Origin of the sequence: Anaerorhabdus sp. (assembly GCF_036657415.1) — a bacterium.
Lineage (GTDB): Bacteria > Bacillota_I > Bacilli_A > Erysipelotrichales > Erysipelotrichaceae > Anaerorhabdus.
In genome coordinates this window covers 1-3,540 of sequence record NZ_JAVXGL010000133.1, presented here as the reverse complement: position 1 = coordinate 3,540, position 3,540 = coordinate 1, and the positions used below count along the sequence as shown (strand labels likewise).

Genomic DNA, 3,540 nt, shown 5'->3' with positions numbered 1-3,540 from the left:
TAATATTTCCACCAAAACCATCTGTCATACCGCCACCGCCAAGTGTGTTGTGAACACGATTTGGTTCAATGGATGAATGGATTGGTTCAACATCAATAACATTGACACCCAAATCAACCATCCAATTGTATACATCCAAGGCATTGTCTGTGAAAGCCTTTAACTTTGTATCATCAATATACTCTCCACCGATTTCCTTAAGATAGTCAAACATCATTTGATCATTGTCAGTAATCCCAGCTTCCTTTTGAACAGTAGTTCCAGCTGCCATCACTTTTCCACCTGAACGTGTTGTAGCTCCACCAACAATACCTTGTTTTTCAACTACAAGAACATCTGCTCCATCACCTGATGCACGAATCGCTGCTGCAAGACCAGCGCCACCTGCACCAACAACGACTACATCAACATCATAGCTTTCATCTTGAATTTTCTTTTCTGTCTTAATGTCTTTTAATGCTGAAGCATCAGCACCTGCTTGTGTTGCTGCATCACTTATGGCTTCAATTATTGCGTTCGATGTCACAGTTGCACCAGTTACGGTATCTACACCAAGTCCTTGTGTTTCCATAATTTTTGTTGGAAGTGATTCGATTGGTGAAGTCTCCATTCCTTGTCCAATACCATAGGTTTCATTTTGTTCTAAGACTTGAATGGACAAAATATTTTTTTCATCAAATTCAACTTCTACTTTTACGTCACCATGATAACCAGCACCGACACCTGTGTAGGTTCCAGCTGTATATGAAATTGGTTTAGTAGCTACCCCATTCTTCAAATTAATCGCTTTGTTGACGGCATCAAAAATTGCATTTGATGTTACTGTTGCCCCAGTTTTTACATCAATATCGGTGTTTCCAGCTTCAACAATTTTCGCAGGTAACTCCTCAATTGCAACAGATCCAATTCCATCTGTTTCACTTGCACCTGTCACTTCTATTTTCTTAATCTTGTCACCTGAGAAAGTTACTTTCGCTATAACCTCTCCACCATAACCCTTTGATGTTCCCTCGAATACTTCTTCTTTGCTAGAACATCCAACGGTTGATACTGTCATCAAAAAGATAAGACAACTAATCAAAATTTTTTTCATTTCTTTTTCCTCCGCTTGTGAATTAATTATAAAAGAGTCTCTAAAAGGACAGTCAAGTAGCAAAAAAAACGCTAAATTTCTTCAACTTTGTGAAATTTTTATCTGTTTGTTAGCAAAATCACAACATTTGCTTGTTTAAACCGTTCCCCTAGGGTATACTTCAAGTGGTGATTATTAATGCGTATACAAGAAGTAATGGAGTTAACAGGATTAACAAAAAAAGCAATCCATTTTTATATTGAAAAAAAACTACTATCCCCAACAAAGGATCCTGAAAATGGTTATTATAATTTGACAGAAACTGATTTAAAAAAACTACAATTAATTTGCTTATTTCGAAAAACAGGTTTTTCAATTGATACAATTCAAGAGTTGTTTCAATATCCAACAATGACAAATTATTTTTTTCATCGCCAAGTAAATGTATTAAAGAAAAAAATTGTTGAACATCAAAAACAACTTGAAAATCTATGTTCTATCATTGAGTCTATGCCCCCTAATGCTACCCCCACTTATATTTGCAACCATTATCCTATATCAAAACTAGTGGATGAACCCACTAACAATTACATCGAAACTTTATTTCCTTGCACAGATGCTAGAATGATTGCAATCTTAATTTTAGCACCCTTCCTTGATATCCCTGTTGATGAATATAGGAAGTTTTTGTGGGATCGCATCTCTACAGAATTACAACTTCAACTCAAAGAAGATCTCATCTATTTACAACAAATTATTTATAATCAGTCTGCTGCTGAAATTGATGCGACTTCTACTACTTCTTTTGTTTTCTTTATGAAACTAAGTAAATCTTCATCTCTTCATGAATTTGAAGATAATTTACTCCAATGCTGTCATCAACTAATCAATGATCCCATTTTATTGAAACGATGGAAAACTTTGTATTTTCCAATACTACTTCCACTACAACATTTTTATCAAAATATTTCAGAATTAATGACTGCTTATAGTTCGCGATATGAATCTTGCAATAAACAACTACATTCTCTTGTCCAAGCAGTTGCTTCGACCATCGATGCAGATTCTCTACTTGGTAAAGAAATTCTAGCACTTTGTCCTACACAAGACTTGGCATCTTCACTCTATTTAATATTTTGGTTCAATCATAGCTTTCTTCTCTCTTGTCCTGAAACAATTCTTCATGAAATACAAAAAAAATACTCTTCGCCTTTCATGGGCTGAAGAGTATTTTATATTAAGCATTAATTCCTTTTATTGTATATTCATCTAATTCTTCTTTTTTATTTTTCTTCTTTTTCTTTGGTTTATCTTTCATATGTGTACGGATATAGAACCAAATTTGTGGTGCAATAAAGATACTTGATAAAGTTCCAGCAATTAATCCAACAAACATTGCAAATGTGAATGTAAAGATTGCATTTGAACCTAATATTAATAAACAAATAATTGGAAGAATTGTAGTAATTGAACTATATACTGAACGAACAATTGTATTATCAAGTGCTTCATTCACAATTCCACGATAGAATTCTGGACTTGGTTTAGAAGATTTTGCATTATTCAAATCCTCACGAACACGGTCAAATACAACAATTGAGTTATTGATTGAATATCCAATAATCGCTAAGATTACTGAAATAAGCTCAGTGTTGAATTCTAAACGGAAAATAATGAATACTGCTAATACAATTCCCACATCATGGAGAAGTGCAACAATACAGCTTACTGCATAATCCCATTTAAATCGCAATGTAATATAGACTAACATAGCAACCCAAGCCAATAGACTCAATAGTATTGCATTTTTAACAAGATCTCTTCCGACAACTGGAGTAACTACATTATCTCCTGGTTCTTCACCATAAATATCTAAGAAAGTAGATTTAATTTCATCTAATTGTTCAGTATTTAATGCATCTTTAATTGTTGCATAGATTGCATTATCACCAGAAGCTTGATATTTAACTTTGTCATATCCTAAATCTTTAAATGTTGTTTGAACATCAGTCATATTTATTTTATCAGGTGATGTTACAGTAATTTTTGTTCCACTTGAGAAATCAATTCCTAAATTAAGTGGTCCATTTCCTGAAGCTGTATTTACCCCCGCCATTACAATTGCAACTGCAAAGATAGATAAGCTTACAAGAATCATCTTTTTAGCATGTTTTAAGAAATCTATTTTGTCAAAAGGTCCAAAATATGTTTGTTTTTCATTTTTGCTAACATCTGGAATCTTAGAAACTTTAACTCCAAACCAACCTTTTTTATTATCTAATACACCTGAATCAACAAGTTGATTCATTAAGAAACGTGATACTGCAACGTTGATAACTAATGTACAAATTACAGTAATCATTAACATTGTCGCAAATCCTTTTACTGCCCCATTACCGAATACGTACATAATTAACCCAGCAAGTAAAGTTGTAAACTGTGCATCAAAGATTGTAGAGAAAGATAAA

3 protein-coding genes are annotated in these 3,540 nt (G+C 33.4%); 1 reads left to right on the top strand and 2 read right to left on the bottom strand.

Annotated elements, in window-relative coordinates; all coding sequences use genetic code 11:
• Positions 1–1,093, bottom strand: a 1,093-nt coding sequence (locus tag RSB60_RS11280) for an FMN-binding protein (RefSeq protein WP_332616427.1), incomplete at its 3' end; no start/stop codon positions are given.
• A 177-nt stretch (positions 1,094–1,270) separates the two neighbouring features.
• On the opposite strand from RSB60_RS11280, the gene RSB60_RS11275 reads away from it, so the two are divergent.
• A complete protein-coding gene (locus RSB60_RS11275; protein WP_332492087.1) occupies positions 1,271–2,296 on the top strand; it encodes a MerR family transcriptional regulator in 1,026 nt (341 codons plus the stop codon).
• A 13-nt stretch (positions 2,297–2,309) separates the two neighbouring features.
• Here the strand turns inward: RSB60_RS11275 and secF are convergent.
• A partial coding sequence (gene secF / locus RSB60_RS11270; RefSeq protein WP_332616425.1) for a protein translocase subunit SecF occupies positions 2,310–3,540 on the bottom strand: 1,231 nt, incomplete at its 5' end.

Coding starts and splice junctions, on each gene's coding strand:
- RSB60_RS11275 (WP_332492087.1), top strand. CDS start 1,271: ATGCGTATACAAGAAGTAATGGAGTTAACAGGATTAACAAAAAAAGCA.